Source organism: Shinella sp. M31 (genome assembly GCF_049199205.1).
Taxonomy (GTDB): domain Bacteria; phylum Pseudomonadota; class Alphaproteobacteria; order Rhizobiales; family Rhizobiaceae; genus Shinella.
The window spans coordinates 26,292-48,178 of record NZ_JBLZPH010000046.1; the positions used below are offsets into that span (position 1 = coordinate 26,292).

General features: G+C 60.1%; 17 protein-coding genes and 1 pseudogene. 9 read left to right on the plus strand and 9 right to left on the minus strand.

Annotated elements, in window-relative coordinates:
- The first annotated feature begins 3 nt into the window (after positions 1-3).
- The 3 genes from ACOZKU_RS06815 to ACOZKU_RS06825 all read left to right on the plus strand — a co-directional run bounded on the left by ACOZKU_RS06815 (position 4) and on the right by ACOZKU_RS06825 (position 3,269).
- The gene (locus tag ACOZKU_RS06815) at positions 4-1,068 is read left to right on the plus strand and encodes an ABC transporter substrate-binding protein (RefSeq protein ID WP_421578212.1); all 1,065 of its coding nucleotides are present in this window, start codon (positions 4-6) and stop codon (positions 1,066-1,068) included.
- Between the two features lie 110 nt (positions 1,069-1,178).
- Positions 1,179-1,880 (plus strand): winged helix-turn-helix domain-containing protein, encoded by a 702-nt coding sequence (locus ACOZKU_RS06820; protein ID WP_421578213.1) that lies wholly within the window; start codon positions 1,179-1,181, stop codon positions 1,878-1,880.
- A 108-nt stretch (positions 1,881-1,988) separates the two neighbouring features.
- Positions 1,989-3,269 (plus strand): aminotransferase class I/II-fold pyridoxal phosphate-dependent enzyme, encoded by a 1,281-nt coding sequence (locus tag ACOZKU_RS06825; protein ID WP_421578214.1) that lies wholly within the window; start codon positions 1,989-1,991, stop codon positions 3,267-3,269.
- A gap of 308 nt (positions 3,270-3,577) precedes the next feature.
- On the opposite strand, the gene ACOZKU_RS06830 is transcribed toward ACOZKU_RS06825, so the two are convergent.
- On the minus strand, positions 3,578-4,060 hold the full coding sequence (locus ACOZKU_RS06830; RefSeq protein WP_421578215.1) for a pyridoxamine 5'-phosphate oxidase family protein: 483 nt from the start codon (positions 4,058-4,060) through the stop codon (positions 3,578-3,580).
- Between the two features lie 185 nt (positions 4,061-4,245).
- On the opposite strand from ACOZKU_RS06830, the gene ACOZKU_RS06835 reads away from it, so the two are divergent.
- Positions 4,246-7,545 (plus strand): DEAD/DEAH box helicase, encoded by a 3,300-nt coding sequence (locus ACOZKU_RS06835; protein WP_421578216.1) that lies wholly within the window; start codon positions 4,246-4,248, stop codon positions 7,543-7,545.
- A 1,101-nt stretch (positions 7,546-8,646) separates the two neighbouring features.
- A complete protein-coding gene (locus tag ACOZKU_RS06840; RefSeq protein ID WP_421578217.1) occupies positions 8,647-10,215 on the plus strand; it encodes an ATP-binding protein in 1,569 nt (522 codons plus the stop codon).
- Positions 10,216-10,325: 110 nt separating this feature from the next.
- Here ACOZKU_RS06840 and ACOZKU_RS06845 read toward each other — a convergent pair whose 3' ends face one another.
- From ACOZKU_RS06845 to ACOZKU_RS06865, 5 genes and pseudogenes are all read right to left on the minus strand, one after another.
- Positions 10,326-10,451, minus strand: coding sequence for a hypothetical protein (locus ACOZKU_RS06845; RefSeq protein WP_421578218.1), 126 nt, complete (start codon positions 10,449-10,451; stop codon positions 10,326-10,328).
- Between the two features lie 28 nt (positions 10,452-10,479).
- A complete protein-coding gene (locus ACOZKU_RS06850) occupies positions 10,480-10,896 on the minus strand; it encodes an organic hydroperoxide resistance protein (RefSeq protein ID WP_421578219.1) in 417 nt (138 codons plus the stop codon).
- 174 nt (positions 10,897-11,070) lie between these two features.
- Entirely contained in the window at positions 11,071-12,372 is a 1,302-nt protein-coding gene (locus ACOZKU_RS06855) for an ATP-binding protein (RefSeq protein ID WP_421578220.1), read from the minus strand.
- On the minus strand, positions 12,369-13,109 hold the full coding sequence (locus ACOZKU_RS06860) for a response regulator (RefSeq protein ID WP_421578221.1): 741 nt from the start codon (positions 13,107-13,109) through the stop codon (positions 12,369-12,371). The genes ACOZKU_RS06855 and ACOZKU_RS06860 overlap by 4 nt, the downstream gene beginning before the upstream one ends.
- 92 nt (positions 13,110-13,201) lie before the next feature.
- Positions 13,202-14,244 (minus strand): annotated as a pseudogene (locus tag ACOZKU_RS06865) (alpha/beta fold hydrolase).
- Positions 14,245-14,480: 236 nt separating this feature from the next.
- Between ACOZKU_RS06865 and ACOZKU_RS06870 the strand changes: the two are divergent.
- Positions 14,481-16,241: a cytochrome c biogenesis protein DipZ gene (locus ACOZKU_RS06870; RefSeq protein WP_421578222.1), complete on the plus strand. Its 1,761-nt coding sequence runs from the start codon at positions 14,481-14,483 to the stop codon at positions 16,239-16,241.
- A gap of 46 nt (positions 16,242-16,287) precedes the next feature.
- Positions 16,288-17,040: an alpha/beta fold hydrolase gene (locus tag ACOZKU_RS06875; RefSeq protein WP_421578223.1), complete on the plus strand. Its 753-nt coding sequence runs from the start codon at positions 16,288-16,290 to the stop codon at positions 17,038-17,040.
- Between the two features lie 210 nt (positions 17,041-17,250).
- On the opposite strand, the gene ACOZKU_RS06880 is transcribed toward ACOZKU_RS06875, so the two are convergent.
- The 3 genes from ACOZKU_RS06880 to ACOZKU_RS06890 form a co-directional block, all read right to left on the minus strand.
- Positions 17,251-18,504, minus strand: a complete 1,254-nt coding sequence (locus tag ACOZKU_RS06880; RefSeq protein ID WP_421578224.1) for a type II toxin-antitoxin system HipA family toxin — start codon at positions 18,502-18,504, stop codon at positions 17,251-17,253.
- On the minus strand, positions 18,497-18,811 hold the full coding sequence (locus ACOZKU_RS06885; RefSeq protein ID WP_421578225.1) for a helix-turn-helix domain-containing protein: 315 nt from the start codon (positions 18,809-18,811) through the stop codon (positions 18,497-18,499). Before ACOZKU_RS06885 ends, ACOZKU_RS06880 begins: the two co-directional genes overlap by 8 nt.
- A 291-nt stretch (positions 18,812-19,102) precedes the next feature.
- The gene (locus ACOZKU_RS06890; RefSeq protein ID WP_421578226.1) at positions 19,103-19,348 is read right to left on the minus strand and encodes a DUF1778 domain-containing protein; all 246 of its coding nucleotides are present in this window, start codon (positions 19,346-19,348) and stop codon (positions 19,103-19,105) included.
- A gap of 336 nt (positions 19,349-19,684) precedes the next feature.
- On the opposite strand from ACOZKU_RS06890, the gene ACOZKU_RS06895 reads away from it, so the two are divergent.
- A complete protein-coding gene (locus ACOZKU_RS06895) occupies positions 19,685-20,455 on the plus strand; it encodes an outer membrane protein (protein ID WP_421578227.1) in 771 nt (256 codons plus the stop codon).
- Positions 20,456-20,585: 130 nt separating this feature from the next.
- The coding region (locus ACOZKU_RS06900) for a DUF4347 domain-containing protein (protein ID WP_421578228.1) at positions 20,586-21,887 on the plus strand (1,302 nt) is incomplete at its 3' end.

A 21,887-nucleotide genomic window follows, 5' to 3' on the forward strand; every position in this document is an offset into this window, starting at 1 on the left:
ATCATGCGTAGTATCAGTGGACTTTCAACCGCCGCCGGCGCCGCGTTCGCATCAGCGATGTTGATCGGAGCCAGCGCCGCAACGGCCGGTGAGTATGTTATTATCGGTTCAACCGGCGGGGCGTATGATCGAGCGCTGAAAGAGGCGTGGTTCGATCCCTTTACGCGGGAGACCGGCATCGAGGTCGTCGTCGTGTCCGGGACGAATGCCGAGTTGCGCGCGAAGGCGTCGGCCATGGTAAAGTCCGACAATGTGACCTGGGATTTGTATCTCGACGGGGAGATCCAGGCGGCGTCGGAAGCGCACAAAGCCGTCACCGAGGACCTGACCGAGTTCTGCCGCCCCTACAAGCAGCGGAAGGACCTTCCGGCGAATGCTTGCGAGGCCGGCGGCGCGCTCGCCCAGTCCACCGCGACGCTGCTCGTCTACCGGGCGGGCACCGAAGGCGCCGAGGCTCCGCAAACCTGGGCCGATATGTGGGACACGCAACGTTTTCCCGGCGGGCGGGCATTTCCCAATTTCGACGATCCCTGGCGCGTTCTCGCTGCGGCGCTCCTTGCCGATGGCGTCGAAAAGGACAAGCTTTTTCCACTCGACGTCGATCGCGCTTTTCGCAAGCTCGATGAGATCAGGGATTCCGTGACTCTCTGGTGGAAAACCGGCGATCAGAGCGTACAGGGCTTTCGCAACGAAGAGTACGACCTCGGTCAGATCTGGCTGACCCGCGCCAAGGCGATGGCCAATGAAGGTCTCCCGATCAAATGGTCCTACAAGGCCTCCTTTCTGGTCGGCGATCGCGTCGGCCTGATACGGGGCGCCCCGAACCGTGAAAATGCCCTCAAGCTCATCGCGTTCTGGCTCGATAATCCAGACGCACAGGCCAAGGCATGTAACGTCCTGTCCTGCGCGCCCCCGAGTTCGGATGCCATTGCGCTGATGTCCGAGGACGTGCGCCGGTCGATCCCGACAACGGCGGAAATCTCAGAATATGTGGTGGTGCCGGACGCGGCGTGGATCAACGCGAATGCCCCGGCGCTTCTCGAGCGATGGAACGAATGGGTGCGCTGAACGACACGCCCGGCCGCCGCCCTTGGAAGCAAAGTCCCCTTTCAGGGGCAAGCAAATTGAAGCATCCCGACTCTGCGGGTGACAGATCTGGGACACCCGCGGAGTCGATCATGGCCCCCATCATACTTGTCGCGACGGAAGACGCTGACTTCTCGCTTCTCCTGTCACATGCTCTCGCCAGCGGAGGCTTTCAGGCAATCGCGATCGCGCCGCGCATCGAGGACGTGGAAACAAGGATTTCGACGTCCAAAGCGCTAATAGTCGACAGCACGGATATCGACCGAGCACTTGAACTTTGCCGGAGGGCACGATCGCGCCAACGGACGGCAACGGTGCCCATGATGGCCTTCATCCGCGCCCAACATGAGAACCACTACCTGAAGTTCTTGAAGGCGGGCGTCGATGAATGCGTTTTGCGGCCATTGTCGCCCGAGCTCATCCTGTCGGGGTTGCGAGCGATCATCACCCGCCGTGACCAGCCAGGCCCGGCGCCGACATGCCGCCGGCGAAGCGAACATATCGGGGCGATGTCGCTCGACGGCTCGACGCGCATGCTCGAAGGGCCGCATGGAAAGGCTTCGCTCAGTCCGACCGAATACAGGATCCTGCTACGGATGCTGGCCTCGCCTGGTCAGGTCGTCAGTCGCCGCGACCTCATTGAGGCGGCTTGGCCGCCGGGCCGGTTTGTAGACGATAAGACCGTTGATGTTCATGTTTCCAAATTGCGCAAAGCAATTCATATCGCAACCGGCGATAAGGCGATCAGGACAGTCCGATCAAATGGTTTCATGGCAAATTTTAATAAGGGATAAGAACGATACTCCATTCAGAAAATCTTATCGTTTTCTTTCAAATGCATTCGTGGAGTTCGCTCCGTCGACGTGTTGATCTCTGTATGCACATGCATTGGGATGAAACACATGACAAACTTTACGATTGGCGAGAATAGCCAAAAATCTCTCCGCAACACATCGACGATGATCGACATGGCCTCCGCCAGCTTCGACCATGCCCATTACCAGGGGATAATGGCAATCTATGCGGCTCCTTCGAACGATCGACTTGTTCTCCTGCAGCCGGCTGGACAGGTGGTGACGGACTTTGTTCGGTGCTCCTATCTAGGGCTCGACAACCATCCAGAGATACTGAACGGCGCGCGTGAAGCGATCTCGCGGACGGGTGCTTTCCATTGGTCTTGCGCGCGAACACGCCTCAACTTCGATGTGCTCGGTCAACTGGAGCGGGAGCTATCAAACCTGTTCAAGGCGAGAGTGCTGACCTTCACCACTGTTCTAGCAGCGAACATGAGCGCTATTCCTATTCTCGCGTCCGGACACCTGACCGGCGGGCGCAAGCCCTTGATGGTGTTCGACCGGCTCGCGCACGCCACGCTTGCCCATCACAAAGCGGCGGCGGCGCAGGAAACCGAAGTGACGACAATACCTCACAACGACATGTCAGCGCTGGAGGCCTTGTGCCAAAGCCATCGCCAGGTGGCCTATATCTGCGACGGTGTGTATTCGATGGGCGGACATGCCCCGATGAGCGAGCTGATACGGCTGCGGGAGAAGTACGGTCTGTTTCTGTATATCGACGATGCTCACGGCATCTCGATCCACGGTGAGACCGGATCGGGTTACGCAAGAACCGCGATCCCGGATCTTGGCGATCGGACGATCGTCGCAGCGTCGCTGGGAAAAGGTTTCGGCGCATCCGGCGGCATTCTCATGCTCGGCACGGCCGCCCAAGAGGTGCTTTTCCGCAGATTTGCGATCGCGCACGCATTCTCGGCGTCCCTAACCACCGCCGCGGTCGGCGCTGCGCTCGCATCGGCGGCTATCCATGTCTCTCCGGAACTCGGCCGGCGTCAGCAACAGCTCCAGAAAAACCTGGCCCATCTCGATGCGCGATTGAAAAGCGGAGAGCCGCCGTCAAACCTGCCCATCCGAACGGTCCGGTTTGGCGATGAGTTGCTGTCGGTGGCCGCAGCGCGGGAACTGCTGCGGCGAGGCTTCTACGCGTCGGCGATCTTCTTCCCGACAGTGGCGCGAGGCCAGGCCGGGCTTCGGGTCTGCCTCACCGCTTCTCATACCAGCCAGGACATCGACAGGCTTTGCGATGCGATTGACGAAGTGAAGGCCGAGATTGCGAGCAATCGGATCGATGTGTTCCCGGAAGGATCCGATAAGGGAAGGCCTTGAGCTCTGCGGACCGGGGGAAGCAGGGGATAGGGCCTTGCGGACTGAGAATTTCTTCCGAAGTCTCTTCGGAACGGCGAGCTCCGACACATGTTCGGCGCAAACTGAAGCTCTGGCCCGTCCGACACGCTCGCATCGCCTTTGCTGAAAACCGCTAATCGCGACGACGCGCCTGGGCTCGGGGGATCGGCCGATGCTGAACTGCCTCCCATGGCAGCGTTCTTTCGATGCGTCGACCACGCCACCATATCATCATTGAATACGTGAAGCCCCGAAACACTTGAGCCTCAGGGCATCTCGCATCGGTCGCGTCAGAGCTTCACAGTTGCACTGTCGCCCAGGACCGGCCTTACGTTCGAGACGGCTGCAGCGGCCATTTTTATATAACTGACCACCGTTCCGGGGCTGTCCCAATATTCGGCCGAGGAAGGCGTGACTTTCAGGAGACGGATTGACGGATCGTCAGGGCTGTCCCACCAGGCCTTAGCGGGAATGGCAAAGAGCTCCTTGATCTTCTTGCGATCGTTTTGCATTTCCGCCGTGCCGGATACCGACAGGTATTTTTGGCCTTTGGGGTTGGCGAATGCCAAGCATACCGCCGGGTGGCTCGCAATCTCTTCGTCCTTGTGACTTGCTGCATCGGTGAGGAAGTAGAAGGCGTGGGCCTCGCGATCGGCATCCGCCGACATCGGGCGAGCACGCAACTCATCGCCGGACTGCGTGGTCAGCATGCAAAAGCCGATGTCCTTGGCGAGCTCCCAAACCTTGTCCTGATCGTTTTCCGCCTGCGCCATATCATCCTCCTGATTTCGGGCCTTGGAGAACGGCCGATGCTCCCGCGAAGTTCCGTGGCTGCGGCAACCACCATGCTGACCGGATGGAGACGTTCGAAGCGACGGGCGTGTGCAAATCGCGCAAAGCCTCTCAGCCGCACGGAACAGCCCGATGGATTGCCCGTTCTTGCACTCGGCATTGGCTTATGAAGAAATGGCAGGTTCAGGTGAGAGTCGTTGCGTCCGGAAATCGAGAAACGCCCATACCGGCAGTAACCGTTGCCAATCCCCACGCTTCCAGGCCACCGGCAAGCTTTGTCGCAACCAGGCTGGCCGCCGGTCTGCAACGCTCTAAATCCTCGCTGTGCTACGTGGCAACGAGCGAAGGGCACGTCGAGGAGATTGCCCAGGCCGTCGGCGCCCTCTTTCCCCAGATCGCGCTCATCGTCCTGCCCCCGTGGGACTGCCTGCCCTACGACCGCGTGCCGCCTTCACGCCACAGCATGGGCCGGCGCATGGATGCGCTGCGAAACTGGAGCATGGCAGGGAAAGCGCCGCGGCTGTTGCTGACGTCGCTCGATGCGACGCTCCAGCGGGTCCCGCCGGCGGCCGTCATCGCCGAAAGCCGGCTGGAACTTGTGGCCGGCACATTCTTCGACCGCGGAGCATTTTTCGATTTCATCGAGCGCACGGGCTATGTGCAGGAAGGCCTTTCGGACGATCCCGGCGAGGTCGCCGTTCGCGAAGGCTTGATCGACATCTATCCTGCCGGCGCCCCCGGCCCGATGCGAATTGTCCTTTCTGAGGACGACCGGATCGAAGAATTGCGAGGCTTCGACCGCTTGTCGCAACGAACGGAAAGCTATCTCGATCGCGTCGTTTTCGGCCCGGCATCCGAGGCTATTTCGATCGAACGGGACGCGGAAGATATCGCGCCGAACGCGGAGACCATGGAACGCCTGGTGTTGCGTCGTTATGAGACCATGCCGACCGTGTTCGATTTTCTCGGCGATGCGGTCGTCACTCTGGCTCCCGGCTCTGCTGAGCGACTTGAGCGCCATCTGGAAATTATCGAGGATGCCCGCCATGCCCGCGAGGGCTTTGGCGAGACGGGCACTTCCGCCCGATCGCTGTATCTCACCCGCGACGAATGGGAGCAGCATATCGGGAACAGCGCAACTCACACACTCGACGCGGGCGCCGATCTCTCGATGGATGCGCCTGACGTCACCAGCCGACCCGCCTTCGCCAGGTTCATTCACGATCGCCTGCAACAGGGGCTGAAGGTCGTGATATCGGGGACAGGCAAGCGGGCCGAGGGGTTTTGCCGGCGGGCGGAGAAGGCAAGTGGCATGGCGCCTCTGGCCGTCGACAGCTGGCAAGCGGTGCTGGAGGCGCAGGCGGCAACCCTTCTGAAGCTGCCATGCGATCTGACGCAAGGCTTCATCGACGCCGACACGAAGATAGCCTTGCTTGCCGCGACCGACGGTGCACGCAGGAAGATCACACTCAGTACGTTGCTGGCTGAGCCGGAGCTGCGCATAGGCGACGTGATCGTTCACGAGGAGCATGGCATTGGCATTCTCGAAGATCTGGAGAGCATCGTCGTTGAAGGCGCCTCCCGCGACGCTGCGCGCCTGCGCTATCGCGATGGCGGCTCCGTGCTCGTGCCGATGGAGGAGTTCGGAAAGCTGTGGCGCTACGGTTCCGAACCCGACGCCGTCACGCTCGACTGTCTTCACACGGATGCCTGGCAGAAGAAGCGCGAGAAGATCGCGGCGGACGTACAGTCCACCGCACGTTATATCTTGAAGGTCGTCAGGCAGAGGCAGGCATCGCGGGGCGAGAAACTGGTGCCCCCGCGCGGCGGATTGTCCGCATTCGCCCGCCGATTTCCCTTCGCCGAAACGGCTGATCAAGCGGACGCCATCGACGCCGTCCTTTCCGACCTGGCTTCCGGAAAGGTCATGAATCGGCTCGTTTGCGGAGATGTCGGCTTCGGCAAGACCGAAGTTGCGCTGCGCGCAGCCGCAGCGGTCGCGCTCTGCGGCCGGCAGGTGGTCGTCGTCGCTCCCACGACAGTGCTGGCGCGTCAGCATTTTGCCACCTTCGAGCGTCGTTTCGCGGGAACGGGCGTTTCCGTCGGCATGTTGTCCCGGCTTCTCAAGCCTGGCGAGGCGAAGCAGGTAAAGGCGGCGCTGGCGGAGGGCCGAATCGGCATCGTTGTCGCGACCCAGGCGGTTCTCGCAAAGGACGTCCGCTTTGCGCACCTGTCCCTTTTGATCGTGGACGAGGAGCACCGCTTCGGTATTAAGGAAAAGCGCGCGATGGCCGATCTTGCTCCCTCGCTCCATACGCTCACCATGTCGGCGACACCGATTCCACGTACCTTGCAGTCTGCGATGGCGGGAGTCCAGGAGGTCAGCCTTCTCGCCACGCCGCCCGAACGACGCCAGCCCGTCCGCACCTCGCTTGCGGCATTCGACAGCGCGTCTATACGCACCGGCCTGATGCGTGAATACCGACGTGGCGGGCAAAGCTTCGTGGTCGTGCCGCGCATCGAAGATATCGATGGCATAGAGAAGATGCTCCGCAAGATCGTTCCCGAACTTTCCGTCAAGGTCGCACATGGCAAGATGCCGGCAGCGGCCATCGATGAAACAATCGTCGGTTTTGCGGATGGCGACGGAGACATCCTCCTGGCGACGAACATCGTGGAAAACGGGCTCGATGTGCCACGAGCGAACTCGATATTCATCATGAATGCCGAACGGTTCGGGCTGGCACAGCTCCACCAGTTGCGCGGGCGCGTCGGGCGCGCAGGTGCGCAGGGGATCGCTTGTCTCCTAACGGATCAAGGCGCCAAGCTCGCCGAAGAGACCAAGCTGCGGCTTTCGACGCTGGTCGAAAACGACCGCCTGGGTGCCGGCTTTGCCATCAGCCTTCGCGACCTCGACCTGCGGGGCGGAGGCGACATCGCCGGCGAGGACCAAGCGGGGCATATGCGAGTTCTCGGCATCGGCCTCTACCAGAAGCTGCTGGCAAGCGCCGTCGTGAAAATCCGTAAACAGCCGTCGTCCACCCAACATCGCGCCATATTGAACCTCGGTCAGGCGGGGACAATACCCGCAGACTATGTGTCGGATGCCGCCGTCAGGCTTAATCTCTACGCCAATCTGCTGCGGGCAACCACCGTGAGCGAGATCGACGATATGGAGGAGGAGTTCGAAGACCGGTTCGGCGAACCGCCGCGGGAGGCAACGCTTTTGTTGCGAACGACCCGCTTGCAGCTTGCTGCAGGACGAATGGGCTTTGCCAAACTCGAAGGCGGACCCAAGGCTCTCGCGATAACGCTGACGGGAGCCACGCCGAAGAAAGCGATAGCAGCATTGACAAAGAAGGCGGGGGCGGTCCAGCGAGAGGACCGACTGATCATCGAGTTATCGAACGACACTTTTGAGAAGCGACTCCAGCTCTTCGAGCGCTTGGTCGAAGCCGTCAGTTGATCGCAAATTTCGGATCATGGGCATGTGGGAACCCGTCCGGCCCAGTCTGACCGATCCGGACGGACGCCACGAGCTCGCTGCACTGGCAATGGCTTTGCTGCTCGTGTTATAGAGACAGCCGCCTTGAAGCGCTCCTTACGGCGATCTATTTACCGCTGACTGCTTTGAATGTCTGGATCTCGCTGGCGTCGTGAAGGAAAAGCCGGGGCACATCGCAGCACCCCGGCTCTCATCGCCGAAACTCGGGCATAGGGGCTTGAGATAGTTCCGGCGATGGCGAACCAACGCAACAACAATCCGTCAAAATAACGATCAGCGCGTTCGACACCTGCGCTACTGCGACAGCGCTCCACCTTCATCCGTCAAACTGGCATTGCTGATGTGCTGACCGAGGGGCGGCAACCCAAGTCGGACGCGCTGTCCATCTGCATAGCTGTGCGCGCACTGTCCGAAATCAAACGAACGCCGCGTCTCGCCTTTGTCATCGACTATTACGACAACCCATTCATTATTTTCGCGAAATAGCTGTACCGAGTTGAAGGGCATACCCTCGCCTCCTAACTGGGGCGAAGATCGTTGATTTCCAAAGCAACGCCCTAAAAGTATCTTGCCGATTGAGATAACATACGCTCTTTTGGCGCCATGTCTATTGATTGTACGCTACCCTAAATTGTATACATACGAAATCTCTTATAGATCGCGCAAAATAGAACCCGGCCTGAACCGGAAGCACCCTGCCTCGATGCGGACCGATCGTAGGATCGTGGTGGCTGAGGAAGGCGACAATCCCGACAGCGGTTAGCGCTCCTGTTTATTTGCTCTAGCAAGGCAGTTCGTCCTGGATATCCTCTATGATGGCAGCGAGCTCGGTGTCGCCGAAATTTAAAGCTTTTGCCGTCGATCGGTAATAGTAGTGCTCCTCGCGAGATCGATCATTTTGCACCCTGTCTGACAGAGCAGGCCGGGAACCGGTGATGATGGAGGAGCTCCCGCTGTCGCCGGCGGTCGCCTGACGCGGAGTTTTTTTTCACCAGATCCAGCTCCATCGTGAGCTGGCCGACCTTGCGTTCGAGCGCTGCAATGTGGGCCTCGTACTCCGCGATGAAGACGCTGGAAGCACGCGTTGCCGAGGGCGTGGCGGAACGCAAACTCCTCGCCGATGTCGTCGAGAACACGACGGCGATCATCTTCGTCGCGGATTGCGAGTACCGTTGGCTGGCGATGAACAAGGCGGCAGCCAAAGCTTTCGAACAGGTCTATGGCGTGCGCCCGGTGATCGGGACGTCCATGCTCGATGTGCTCGATCATCTCCCTGAGCACCGAGAGCATGTGCGTCGCACTTGGTCTCGCGCCCTTGCGGGAGATGAATTTACACTGCTGGACGAGTTCGGTGACGAGGAATTCTCCAAACGCTGGTTCGAACTGAACTTCAATGTCCTGAGAGATGCCGCTGGTCGCCAGATCGGCGCTTACCAGATCGCGTACGATGTTAGCGAGCGCCTGACGGAGCAACGCCGTCTGGTGGATGCGGAGGAACAACTTCGACAGGCCCAGAAAGTCGAGGCGCTCGGTCAGCTCACGGGCGGCGTCGCGCATGACTTCAATAACTTGCTGACCCCTATCATCGGCTCGCTCGACATGCTGGTGCGCAGACAGATTGGAAGCGATCGAGAGCGCAAGCTTATTGCGGGCGCGTTACAATCTGCCGAGCGCGCCCGCATTCTCGTGCAGCGTCTTCTGGCATTCGCCCGGAGACAGCCGCTTCAACCGACCGCGATCAACGTGGAAACGTTGGTAACCGGCATGGGTGAGCTGATCAGAAGCACGACAGGTCCGCAGGTTCAGGTCGTTATCGACGCTCCCCAAGAGCTACCGGCGGCCCGCGCCGACCATAATCAAGTGGAGATGGCACTCCTGAACCTGAGCGTCAACGCCAGGGATGCAATGCCGACCGGTGGTACGCTGCGCATCAGTGCGACTTCCCGCGAAATTCCTGCTGGCAAGCGGAGCGATCTCAAGCCCGGCCGCTATGTGACGATCTCGGTCGCCGACACCGGTGAAGGCATGAGCGAAGTGACCATGGAGCGTGCAATCGAGCCCTTCTTTTCGACGAAAGGTTTGGGACAAGGAACCGGGCTTGGTCTTTCGATGGTCCACGGTCTCGCTCAGCAGCTAGGCGGCGGCATCCGGATATTCAGCCGACTAGGAGTAGGGACGAACGTTGAGCTATGGTTGCCAGAGGCGGAGGACGTACCTATCCCTCTTCCGAAGAGCGTTGACGCAACCGCGGCATCTCTTAGCCATCACGGAACAGTATTGCTCGTCGACGACGAGGATATCGTTCGCATAAGCGCCGCCCACATGCTGGACGAGATCGGGTTCGATGTCGTGGAGGCCTCTAGCGGAGACGCCGCGTTGGTTGCGCTCGACCGGATGTCCGAACTGAGGCTGCTTGTCACGGACCACCTGATGCCGGGCATGGATGGGGTAGAGTTAGTGCGGCGTGTAAAGCTTGATCGGCCTACCCTGCCTTGTCTGATAATCTCCGGATATGCTGATGTCGACGGCATTGCGCCTGATCTTCCCAGACTGGCGAAGCCTTTCAAAGCCGAGGAGCTGAGGGAAGCGTTGGCAGCGGCAGGTTTTGGAGTAAGTTCATCTTCGACCTAGCGGGTGAGCGCCTTAAGGAATCTGAACCGCTGATGTCGCGGTAGAGAACAACACGTACACCACCAGAGAGCGACTGGCCTAAAGCCGCTCCCTTCCTTCTTCCCCAAAAGTTATCCTTGAAAACCAACCGCCAGAGCGACAGCACCCAAGGGCGACGGTTCCAGTGACAAGACGTCATAGATGCAAGGGGCTGCAAGAACGGCAAGCAACAATAAACCGATGATCAGACGCTTCATGATCAAGCCCATGACGTTGCGACAGCGCTTAAGCAAGCCTGAGCTCGACTGCAATATTGCCGCGGGTGGCCTTCGAATAAGGGCAGATCTGATGAGCTGCGTCGATCAGCGTGCGCGCTTGGTCGGGATCCATACCGGGCAGACTGATGTTCAGGCGCGCCTGCAGGTGGAAGGCGTCACCGGTCATTCCGAGATCTACTTCCGCGGCGATGGCCGTATCCGCCGGCAGCCGGAATCCTTGCGTGGCGGCGGCCCTCCCCAAGGCGCCGATAAAGCAGGCTGACCAGCCGGCGGCGAAGAGCTGTTCGGGATTGGTGCCATGCTTACTGCTGCCGGGAGGTGAGAGCTTAATATCGAGCTCACCATCGCTGCTCCTTGCGAAACCGTCGCGGCCGCCGGTGGTATGGGTCTTGCCGGTATAGAGAACCTTTTCGATACGGGTCATGGATCATTCCTTCTTTGGGTCGCGCCCGGCGCGATCTGTTTGACAAGGGATGATTTGACCGGTGGACGTGTCCACGATGTTTCAGGAAATGGCTGAATTGTATCGGGATGTAGCACATTAGGATGCAGATATCATCGGATACAAATCGGCCCGGAAAAGACGGGCCAGCATAGATCAGGGAATGACGACCTCGGCGGCCAGACCGCCACTCTCCCTGTTATAAATACGGATCGAGCCTCCGATGGCCGTCGCCAGTTGCTGGGCGATAGCGAGGCCGAGGCCGGCGCCACCGGTCTCCCGGTTTCGCGACTGTTCGAGCCGATAGAAGGGCTGCATCGCCGCATCCAGTTCGCTATCGGGAATGCCGGGGCCATGATCCATCACGGTGATGGCGACGGCTTCGCCGCGTCTCTCCATCATGATTTCAGCTGAGCCGGCGAATTTGAGCGCATTGTCGATGAAATTCGTGAGGATGCGACGCAGCGCATGCGGCCTGGTCTGGACATTGCCGGCCACGCCATCGATGACGGCGACGGCCTTGCCGGTGTCCTGATAGTCATAGACCATGCTCTCGATGAAAGAGGCGATATCGATCCGCGACACCTTCTCGACATTGCCGTGGGCGCTTCGGGCATAGGCGATGCCGTCCTGCACCAGCCGCTCGATCTCGCCGAGATCGCGGATCAGCTTGTCCTTCTCGATCGACTCCTCGGCCATTTCGGCGCGCAGCTTCATGCGGGTGATCGGCGTTTGCAGATCATGCGAGATCGCAGCGAGGATCTGCACCCGCTCCTCGAGATAATGGTCTATTCGCTCACGCATGGCATTGAAGGCGCGCGCCGCATGCGCCACCTCGCTCGGCCCGGTTTCGCGCATCGGCACACCTTTGCGGCTGGGAGTCAGCGCATCGGCAGCCGAGGCAAGCTGGCCGAGCGGCCGCGTCGCCAGCCGGACGGCAAGCCATACGCACACTATGATAAGCGCCATCTGCACCGCAAACACGTAAGGCAACCATGCAGCGATCGGCATGACGCCGCGCGGCGTGACATCGAGTGTCAGCGGCGCGCCGTCACTCAGCGTCAGATGCGCCTGCAGTCGCGGAGCCTGTCCCGGGATCGATTCAACCCTGATTGCGAATTTGTGCCTGGCGGCTTCCTCTATACGGCCGGCTATATCCTTGGCCCGGGCCGAGAGATCCGGCACACCGGGATCGCCGGGCCCGAGCACGAAGCGATAACTTCCACGGTTCAGCCGCTCAAGCCATTGCGGCCTCTCTTCTGCCGGGAGACGGTCGAGGATGGCGATCGAGGTTGCGACATCGGTCTCCAGCGTGCCGAGCATGACCGCCTTGGCCGACATATAGCGTTCGAGAGCGAGGATGCTGAAGGAAAGCCCATAGGCGATCACAAGGCCCGCGAACAGGATAACGAACAACCGGGAACGGAGCGACCCCGGCCAGAGGCGCAGGGTCCTCATTGCCGTGGCTCCGAGATCTCGACCGGCACGGAGAAAACATAGCCCTCGCTCCGCACCGTCTTGATATAGGACGGCTCGCGCGCATCGTCGCCGAGCCGCTGGCGCAGGCGGCTGACCATCAGGTCAATCGAGCGATCGAAGATCTCGGAATCGCGACCCTGCGTGAGATTCAGCAGCTGGTCGCGGTTGAGCACCCGCTGGGGGTGATCGATGAAGACACGAAGCATGCGGTATTCGGCGCCGCTCAGCGCCACTTCGGTGCCCTCCTTGTCGATAAGATGCCGTCCCACCGTATCGAGCTGCCAGTCGCCAAAGGTGAGCAACTGGCCGGCTTCGGAGATCTGCAGGTTGGGTGGCAGCATGCGTGTGCGCCTCAGCACCGCCTTGATGCGGGCCAGCAGCTCGCGCGCGGCAAACGGCTTGGGCAGATAGTCGTCGGCGCCCATTTCGAGGCCGATGATCCGGTCCATCTCGTCGCTCCGTGCCGTCAGCATCAGGATCGGGGTCGCCTTGTGCTTGCCGGCTCGCAGTTCGCGCGTCAGTACAAGGCCGTCGTCGCCCGGCATCATCACGTCGAGCACGATCAGATCGACCGTATTGGCCTCGAGGAACTTGCGCATCTGGCGACCGTCAGCGGCCGTGGTGGCGCGCAGGCCATTCCTGGTCAAGTAGGTCGAGACCAGTTCGCGGATTTCGCGATCGTCATCGACGATTAGAACGTGATCGATATGTTCCATTTGGCGTTCCGGACTGCTCATCATCACAGGCCGGTACGTCGGCCCGGCCCTCCGAGACTTTCCTTTGTTAATCGCGCAGAGGCAAGCGCCCGTTAAAGGCGCACCACATCCAGCACCGCCTGGGCGAATTCACGCGGAGCCTCCTGCGGCAAGTTATGACCGATGCCGCCGATGATCGTCCGGTGCTGATACTTGCCGATGAACTTGGTGGCATAGGCGACCGGATCGGGATGCGGTGCCGCGTTGGCGTCGCCTTCCATGGTGATTGTGGGGATCGAAATCTTCGGACCCTTGGCGAGCTTTTCCTCATAGGCATCGAAGCGCGCCTCTCCCTCGACCAAACCCAGCCGCCAGCGATAGTTATGGATAGTGATCGCCACATGATCGGGATTGTCGAGCGACTTCGCCGAGCGCGCGAAAGTCGCATCGTCGAACTTCCAGGTCGGCGATGCCGTCTGCCAGATCAGCCGGGCGAAGTCGTGGGTATTGGCTTCGTAGCCCAGACGGCCGCGTTCCGTGGCGAAATAGAACTGGTACCACCAGGCAAGCTCGGCCTTGGGCGGCAGCGGCTTGGCATTGATCGCCTGGCTGCCGATCAGGTAACCGCTCACGGATACGAGAGCGCGGCAGCGTTCGGGCCAGAGTGCGGCCATAATGTCGGGGTGCGCGCACCCCAATCATAGCCGGCAATGATCGCCGAACTGATGCCAAGCGCGTCCATGAGCGCGATCATGTCGACGGCAAACGCGGACGGTTGGCCGTTGCGCAGCGTGTCATCGGACAGGAAGCGCGTGGTTCCGTAGCCGCGCAGATGCGGAATGACCACCCGATGACCCTCGGCCGCGAGGATGGGCGCGACATCGACATAGCTGTGAATGTCATAGGGCCAGCCGTGGAGCAGCAGCACGGCGGGGCCATCCTGCGGGCCGGCTTCGGCATAACCGATTTCCAGGTCGCCGGCCTTCACGCTCCTGAGCGTTTCGAAGCCTGAGTTGCTTGCAATCGGTGTAGCACGGATCGTTGCATTGATCGGCGCGGCAACCGCGGGCTTGCCGAGGCCGAACTGCACCGCAGCGGCACCCAGGGCGGCCATGCCGAACAGGCGTCGGCGTTCGAGATTAATTTCAGCGGTCATTGCTCTCTCCATCGGTTGAACGTGATGAGGAGAAAGTCGGCCGCATGTATCCCCCTTATGTCCAGCCTCGTCGGTTTTGTATCGAACTGTAGCGGCGGAGATCGCTCGCTACAGTCCGATACATTTCGACCCTCGCCCGGACACATCCGGGATACGTCCTCCCCGACAAATGCATCTCGTTACCGGCTCCGGCCACCACCGGGCGCCGATCCCCCAAACGGTCAAAGGAAACGACGATGACGCTCCTGGTCATAGCCTATCTCGGAGGCGCGCTGACGATCCTCAGCCCCTGCATCCTCCCCATCCTGCCCTTCGTCTTCGCCCGGGCGGGTCAGCCCCTCCTCAAGAGCACGCTGCCGATGCTGTTGGGCATGGCGGTCACGTTCGCCGCGGTTGCTACACTCGCCGCGGTCGGCGGCAGCTGGGCCATCCACGCCAATGAATATGGTCGCCTGGCAGCACTCGCGCTGCTCACGATATTCGGGCTCAGCCTGCTGTCGCCGCGTATCGCGAGTTCGCTCAGCCGGCCGGTCGTCGATCTCGGCAACCGGCTGGCCAATTCCGCCGGCAACCCGGCCGCGCCGTCAGTCGCTGGATCGGCTATTCTGGGTGTGGCGACCGGCCTGCTATGGGCGCCCTGCGCCGGCCCGATCCTCGGCCTCGTCCTGACGGGCGCAGCACTTCAGGGTGCCAATCTCCAGACCACGTTCCTACTGCTCGCCTATGCGGCTGGTGCGGTCACATCGCTGGCAATCGCCTTGCTTGCCGGCGGCCAGGTGTTCGCCCGCATGAAGCAGTCGCTGCATGTGAGCGAACGCCTGCGGCAGGGCCTCGGCGCGGCTGTGATCGCCGGCGTCGGCGCCATCGCTCTCGGTGCCGATACCAGTCTGCTCGCCAGGCTGTCCTATGCCAGCACCTCGACCTTCGAACAGGTTGTGCTCGACCGCTTCCAAGTCCGTGAGTCCGCGATGGTGGCCAACAATTCCCTCGTCATGACCGACGCGTCGGGCAAGCAGCCTTTCACCAGCAACCTTCCGCTCGAAGGCGTGGCACCCCGTCTCGACGGTGCCGTCGAATGGCTGAATTCCAAGCCGTTGACCGCAGCCGATATGCGCGGCAAGGTCGTGCTGATCGACTTCTGGACCTATTCCTGCATCAATTGCATCCGCACCGTCCCCTATGTTCGCGCCTGGGCCGAAAAGTACAAGAACCAGGGCCTGGTTGTCATAGGCGTGCACGCCCCGGAATTCGCATTCGAGAAGCAGGTCGACAATGTCCGCAAGGCGGTCGCCGACTTCGGCATCCGCTACCCCGTCGCCATCGACAACGACTACCGCATCTGGCGCGCCTTCTCCAACAGCTACTGGCCCGCCCATTACTTGATCGATGCCAAGGGGCAGCTCCGCTACCACCATTTCGGCGAAGGCAACTATGCCCAGACCGAACAGGCGATCCAGGACCTGCTGCGCGAGGCCGGCAACAAGATGGCGGCTGAGGCCACGGTCAAGCCCGACGCCAAGGGCGCCGAAATGGCGCCCGATCTGGTCAATCTCGGTTCGGGCGAGACCAATCTCGGTTACCAGCGCGCCGCCGGCTTCGTCTCGCCAGAAGGCATCCTGTCCGACACGCCACGCGACTATTCAGTGAAGGAACCCCGTCTCAATGAATGGGGTCTCGCCGGCCGCTGGACCATAGCTGCGGAGAAGGCGGTGCTCGACAGGGCCGATGGCGCCATCGCCTATCGCTTCAGCGCCCGCGACCTGCATCTCGTGCTCGGCCCCCGGGCCGACGGCAAGCCCGTCCGCTTCAAGGTGACAGTCGACGGCAAGGCGCCGGACCAGAACCACGGCGCGGACACCGATGCCAATGGCAATGGCACGATCACCAAGACCCGCCTCTACCAGCTCGTCCGCCAATCGGGCGAGATCGAGGCACGCAACTTCGAGATCCGTTTTCTCGATCCCGGCGCCGAAGCCTACGCCTTCACCTTCGGCTAGGCGCCCACTTCCCCTGACGACCCAGACCCACCCAAAGGAGACTATCATGAATCGCATTTCCATCTTCGCCGCCGCATTGTTGACCTCGGCAATCGCTTTCGCCGCCCAAGCTGCGGAAGTCCGCAATATCGTCATCGTCCACGGCGCTTTGGCCGATGGCTCGAGCTGGCGCAAGGCGACCGAGATCCTCACCCGTCGTGGCTACAACGTCACCATCGTTCAACAGCCGATTACCTCGCTCGCTGACGATGTTGCCGCGACCAACCGCGTGCTCGACCTGCAGACTGGCCCGACTTTGTTGGTCGGTCATAGCTATGGCGGCATGGTGATCAGTGAGGCCGGCGACCGGCCAGACGTCGCGGGCCTCGTCTATGTCGCCGCCTTCCAGCCCAACAAGGGCGAGAGCCTGATTGGCCTCGCAAGCTCTAAACCGGCCGGCGGCATGAACATCCGCGAGACCAAGGATGGCGAATACCTCTATCTTGACCCGGCAGCCTTTCCTGCCGACTTCGCTGCCGATCTGCCGAAAGATGAGGCTGCCTTCCTAGCCCGCAGCCAAGTCTTTGCCGCGAAGAAGGCCTTTACCGAAAAGGCGAGCGAGCCGGCCTGGAAGGTCAAGAAGAGCTGGGCGGTGGTTGCCACCCGCGACCGCTCGATCAATCCAGACCTTGAGCGGGATATGGCTGGGCGTGCAGGCAGCGACGTCACCGAGATCGAAGCCAGCCATGCCGTCTTCGCGTCAGAGCCGGAGAAGGTGGCCGACGTCATCGACGCGGCAGCCAAAGAGCTATCGAAGTAAGAGAAGCGGCAGCGGCTTTGCATCGTCGCTCCCCCTTTCGGCGCTTTGAAGGAGGCTGTCGGGTGCCGGGTCGACATTGGCGCTCGGAAGTGCGTGCAGGTGATTGCCATATTATCGAGCCGCTGCCAGATCTTGATCCTCTCTCAAGGCGGGATCAACAAACTGGTTCGCGGGCGAGGACAAGGCTCGGCCACCGTTGGCCGGATGGCTTTACTCCGCGCACGTGCCAAGGATCGGCGTCATCAGCCTTACATGCGTATCGATACGCTCGAGAACCTTCGCCGGAGCGACACTCCGTTCCGGCAGAGACCACCAAACTTCGTTGACGCGCTCGACCGTATCGACCACCGCTTTAAGCACCGCCGCTTCCGGCAAGCGCGCGCGATTGGCGAAGGCTTTCCATCGTTGCGCATTCAACGCCTTGAAGCGGCGCTCACCGGCAAGCGACAGTGCCATGGCATCTACTGGGATGTAAGGAATTGTCGATAGCACGTCGTAGACAGGCGCGAACTTCGGTTTGTCGCCGGCTCCGCGATAGATCAGCGACCAGTTTTTCAGGTGCATGTCACCATTGCCGGTGATGGCAGCCAGAACCAGTCGGCGGACGAACTCAAGCGCAGCGTCAGACGAGATGGCAACGTTCAAGGCTGCGGCGATATCATGATATGCAGCTCCTTCGTATTTCCGCGAAGGATAGACGCCGAATACCTGCGCGAAATCCTCGATATGGATCCGCTCGCCGTTTGCGCCACGATCGAAGCGTTTGACGAGCAGGACTCTGCCGTCCGACAGCGTCTCGAACTCCTTCGGGATACCTTCGAACTCTGATTGCTCGACGAGTTCACGCTCCGGAACCTCCATGCCGATCGCTTCCGCCAGTGCAAGATTGGCATATTCGTTTTCCGACACGCCGAGAAACGAGGTCGATGGAAACTTGGCAATGTAAGCCCCCTGTTCGTCGCCGATCGGCAACGTCAGTCCACCGCCCTTCCCCGTGTTCTTGATGACCGAAAGCTTCATCTGAACGCCGGCGAGCGAAAACCGGACTTTCGGCTTGGTGGCGGGCAGATTATCGAGACGGGCAATCGTCCCGTCGCTCGGCACGACGCGGACAGCGCCTGGCAGGTCCGAACCGAGCGCGACGAGCAGGTCGAAGTCGTTTCCCGTGCGAACACTCCCCGCGTGGTGTTTTTCCATTGCCTCGCGCAGCTTGTCTTCCGGGAGCAGATTGGCGAAGAACGCCGGCAACGCTCTGGCGACGGGTTTCGGGTCCTTACGTAAGCCGCCAGTGACTGCTCGAAACGACAGGCTGAGCACCGGGAAGCCGCCCGTTGCGCGATAGCTGTCCTCGAAGCTGAAGGCGTTGAAATCGCCGGGCGTTCTGACGATCGTGCCAACCTTCACATCGTTCAGCAGCACGTCGAGCGACGAGATGGATTTCGGATCGGATGAAGCTTCAGGCATTCTCATCCCCATCTGCATGAGGCATGAATGCCGGGAGATCGTCGAGATCGTCATGCGGCCGCAGCAGCGCATCGACCGCCGGAACCATCGCCTGCGGTATAAGCATCAACTCAAGTCCGAGAGCACGGGCGATGTTGATCAGTGTCGTCGTGCGCGCAGCACTGCTTCCGGCTTCTATCTCGCGATAGCGGGGACGCGATATGCCCGCCATGTCGGCAACCTGCTCCTGCGTCAGTTGCCTGCCTTTACGCGTAGCTTTCAGCAACCGCCCGACTTCCAGCAAGGCATCTGACTCAGATCGTGCCATCCTACCTACCCAAAAGTTCTCCGTGTTCAGTAAGCTATCGCAAGCTTTCTAAGATCGGTCAACAAAAAGATATAAATACGTATCATTGATTCGTAAATTGATCTTTTTGCCTATCATCCACGTTGTTTCAGACTGATGGTGCCAAAGTGCCAGCCGTGGCAACCTTACATGCCTTATTGATGGCGGGCCCCAATTTCCGCTGGCCCTCCGCATTCGCCGGTTACTGGGAAATGGCAGAGACGAAGGCCGCGAGCGTAGCGGCGATCGCTTCCTCATGCCATGCAGGTAAAGTCATAGGCCGTCCTGCAAACCGGCGATCACCGCGCGCAGCTTGGCGTTGGGTTTGGGCGGATTTTCCAGAAGCTCAAGAATGCGAAGATGATCGCGCTTTGACAGTTTGATCGTTTCGGCTTCTTCGATCACAGCTTCTGCTTCTCGCAATGCGGATTGGGTTACGAAATTCGTCAGATCGGTATTACGAAGTGCTGCGGCGCGCACGAGTTTAGCCTTGGCCGTGGCAGGCACCCTCAAACTCATAGCTCGCTGTTCTCGTTCGCTATGCTCGGCATGTGGGCCTCCGTCTCTCAATGGGATATAGGCTAAACCCCTCCGGCGTCGAGGTTGTGCGCCTTCAAGGCGTACAGGCTAGATGCCCACACTTGTATTATTTTCGTGGCTTGTCTCAGGGTTTGCAGAAATTGGGATCATCGGTCAGGTGTTCAGCGATTACCTTGGGTGCCAATGCGGCGGGCGTATCGATACCTGCTGCAGAGTTTGTCGAACGCCCTCTAGACGCGTGTGCGGAAATCATGGAGAAGTTGACAACGTATGGTTGGCTTGAGCCAGCGCCGTGCTGAGCGAGGAAATGGTCCAATGTTGGCGGCAATACGATCGCATTTATTACTTCTGGCGGCGGTTGGCTTGGTTTGCGGCAGCGGCCCGGCCGGTGCCGCGGACCCACACGCGATGGTACGCAAGTCCTGGAACGGCTGTTACGTCGGCGTCAATGCGGCCTCTGCGCGGGCGGACGTCGTAGCGACCGACAGTCCTTTCACGGACGGCCCATTCGCAGGAGCCGGCTTTTCCTGGAATTCCTCCGGTCCGAATTACGAAACAATCGACATGAACAATGCCGGCGCTTCGGTCGGCATCGAGGCTGGTTGCGACGTCGAACTGCCCGGAACTTTGCCGTTTATCATAGGCGGGGTCGTCGATTTCAGCCTGCTCGATATATCAGGTGACGGCCAGTCCGCGCTCTATTCAGATACAAAAACGCAATACGACATCGACTGGGCGAGCAGTTTGCGCGCACGCGTTGGGCTTGAGGCGGGTGAGATTCTCTTTTTCGGTTCAGGCGGCCTCGCCCTCGCAAATATCAACGTACGCGCGTTCGATAATGCGACGGCACCTACGTTTGGGCGGATGGACGTATCTGGAGGCGGGTCCACAATCGGGTGGGCGGCCGGGCTCGGTGCGGAGTGGCGCGCGAAGCCCAATCTGTCGCTTTCAATCGAATACCTGCATTACGATTTCGGCTCCGTGACGGCGACCGGTCCCGCTTTCGAACCGGTAGGCGCCTTTCCACGCTTCGAGAACGACGTGAGGCTCGACACAATTCGAGTGGGCCTGAAGTGGCGAATGTGACTTTCAGGGTCCTGGCAGAGCGGCGCGCCGCGTAAATATTGTCTAGAAAATCTATTACAACAAGTTCCACAGGACCCTCCGGCGAAGCCCGGAGAAATATCAAGTCCAAATGATTTTGCCGGGGGATACAATGACCGAGACAATTGGAGAACTCGCCGCCGGTGCGGGAACCGGCAGCCGCTGTGTGGTGTTCATCGACGCAGGTCTCCAAGGCGCGCAAGAACTTGCCGGCCGGCTTCCGGCGGGCGCGGACGTTGTCTGGATAGCTGCGGACGTCGATTCAATCGCGACGATGAGCGCATGGGCCGTTGGAAAGTCTGGCTATGATGCCATTCACATCATATCTCACGGTGCGCCCGGCAGGCTTCTGCTTGGTGGCGCACAAATCGACGCCACCGCGCTTGACGCACATAACCAGGAACTCGCATCTTTGGGTTCAGCATTGAACGAAGGTGGCGATATTCTTCTTTATGGCTGCAATATTGCGGCGGGAGCGGTAGGGGAAGAATTTATCGATTTGCTGGCCCGATACTCGGGCGCGGATGTTGCAGCATCAACGGATGCAACCGGCGCCGCACAGCTGGGAGGCGACTGGAACCTTGAGCGTCAGCTCGGCGACATCGAAGCGCACGTATTTGGCGCAGATGGATCACTAGCCTATGGCGCGCTTCTCGCGACAACCTCGGGCACTTTAACGTTCACCGGCACGGCTGGTCTGAGTGATGGCATAGCACAGGACGGCGAAGGCGGCTCGATTGATCTGTCGGGCATCGATATCCTGGTGCGCAACATAAGCGACATCAACGGCACACCGGTGAACAATGTTTCGTGGCAGGATAATAATTTCCTGTTCAGTAACGATGGCAGCTTTAGCGGCCTGACAATAAACGATAATGCCGGGATGAAGGGCATGTCGATAGCATCAGCCGATGGAAGCAATTTCAACATCGATAGATTTACATACTACAATTGGGGCGAAACGGAATCCACGACAATTACAGTCAAAGGGTATCTTGATGGCGTCGAGGTCGCGTCAACAAGCTTTGAGGGATATAATACAGATTATCTTCCACGGATTATTTCACTGAACGGTGATTTCGATATTGTTGATGATGTTCGCCTCTACATTTCCGCGGGCGGTTATCTAGGCGATCAGTCTATAACCTATAACACAATCAATAACATTGTCATTTCAGCATCGTTCCCAGCCGCAACCATCATCGTGGCGGACAGTGCCCTGACGGTAGGCGAGACCTCGCTGGTGACCTTTATCTTCAGCGAAGCCGTCAACGGTTTCACCAATGCCGATCTGACGATCGCCAACGGCATGCTGAGCTCCGTCAGTTCGTCCGATGGCGGCGTCACCTGGACTGCTACCTTGACGCCGAACGCCGGCGTAACCGACGCGACCAACCTTATCACACTCGACAAT

Coding starts and splice junctions, on each gene's coding strand:
- ACOZKU_RS06815 (WP_421578212.1), top strand. CDS start 4: ATGCGTAGTATCAGTGGACTTTCAACCGCCGCCGGCGCCGCGTTCGCA.
- ACOZKU_RS06820 (WP_421578213.1), top strand. CDS start 1,179: ATGGCCCCCATCATACTTGTCGCGACGGAAGACGCTGACTTCTCGCTT.
- ACOZKU_RS06825 (WP_421578214.1), top strand. CDS start 1,989: ATGACAAACTTTACGATTGGCGAGAATAGCCAAAAATCTCTCCGCAAC.
- ACOZKU_RS06830 (WP_421578215.1), bottom strand. CDS start 4,060: ATGGCGCAGGCGGAAAACGATCAGGACAAGGTTTGGGAGCTCGCCAAG.
- ACOZKU_RS06835 (WP_421578216.1), top strand. CDS start 4,246: ATGAAGAAATGGCAGGTTCAGGTGAGAGTCGTTGCGTCCGGAAATCGA.
- ACOZKU_RS06840 (WP_421578217.1), top strand. CDS start 8,647: ATGAAGACGCTGGAAGCACGCGTTGCCGAGGGCGTGGCGGAACGCAAA.
- ACOZKU_RS06845 (WP_421578218.1), bottom strand. CDS start 10,451: ATGAAGCGTCTGATCATCGGTTTATTGTTGCTTGCCGTTCTTGCAGCC.
- ACOZKU_RS06850 (WP_421578219.1), bottom strand. CDS start 10,896: ATGACCCGTATCGAAAAGGTTCTCTATACCGGCAAGACCCATACCACC.
- ACOZKU_RS06855 (WP_421578220.1), bottom strand. CDS start 12,372: ATGAGGACCCTGCGCCTCTGGCCGGGGTCGCTCCGTTCCCGGTTGTTC.
- ACOZKU_RS06860 (WP_421578221.1), bottom strand. CDS start 13,109: ATGGAACATATCGATCACGTTCTAATCGTCGATGACGATCGCGAAATC.
- ACOZKU_RS06870 (WP_421578222.1), top strand. CDS start 14,481: ATGACGCTCCTGGTCATAGCCTATCTCGGAGGCGCGCTGACGATCCTC.
- ACOZKU_RS06875 (WP_421578223.1), top strand. CDS start 16,288: ATGAATCGCATTTCCATCTTCGCCGCCGCATTGTTGACCTCGGCAATC.
- ACOZKU_RS06880 (WP_421578224.1), bottom strand. CDS start 18,504: ATGCCTGAAGCTTCATCCGATCCGAAATCCATCTCGTCGCTCGACGTG.
- ACOZKU_RS06885 (WP_421578225.1), bottom strand. CDS start 18,811: ATGGCACGATCTGAGTCAGATGCCTTGCTGGAAGTCGGGCGGTTGCTG.
- ACOZKU_RS06890 (WP_421578226.1), bottom strand. CDS start 19,348: ATGAGTTTGAGGGTGCCTGCCACGGCCAAGGCTAAACTCGTGCGCGCC.
- ACOZKU_RS06895 (WP_421578227.1), top strand. CDS start 19,685: ATGTTGGCGGCAATACGATCGCATTTATTACTTCTGGCGGCGGTTGGC.